This window comes from Methylobacterium sp. CCH7-A2 (genome assembly GCF_001557075.1).
Classification (GTDB): Bacteria; Pseudomonadota; Alphaproteobacteria; order Rhizobiales; family Beijerinckiaceae; genus Allobosea; species Allobosea massiliensis.
Map to the genome: position 1 here is coordinate 1 of NZ_LSKN01000215.1, position 257 is coordinate 257.

Consider the following 257-nt stretch of genomic DNA (forward strand, 5'->3'; position numbering starts at 1 on the left):
GCTCATGCCGGGCACGCCGACATGATCCTCGCCCCAACGGGCGACCAGCCCGCCCGCCATCAGGTTCTCGACGAGGGCAACAAATCGCGGACTGCGAGCGGTGAAATACTGCGCCCCATGATCGAACCGAAAGCCGCCGGCCCGACGGGTCGCCATGCGCCCACCGAGGCCGCGGCTCTTGTCGAACACGGTCACCGATCTACCGGCGTCGCTCAGCCGGCGTGCGGCGGCAAGCCCAGCCATTCCGGCGCCGATGA

1 protein-coding gene is annotated in these 257 nt (G+C 69.3%); it reads right to left on the bottom strand.

Translation table 11 applies throughout. The features are described from left to right. The coding region (locus AX750_RS15880) for an NAD(P)-binding protein (protein ID WP_197432833.1) at positions 1–243 on the bottom strand (243 nt) is incomplete at its 3' end. Positions 244–257: the final 14 nt, after the last annotated feature.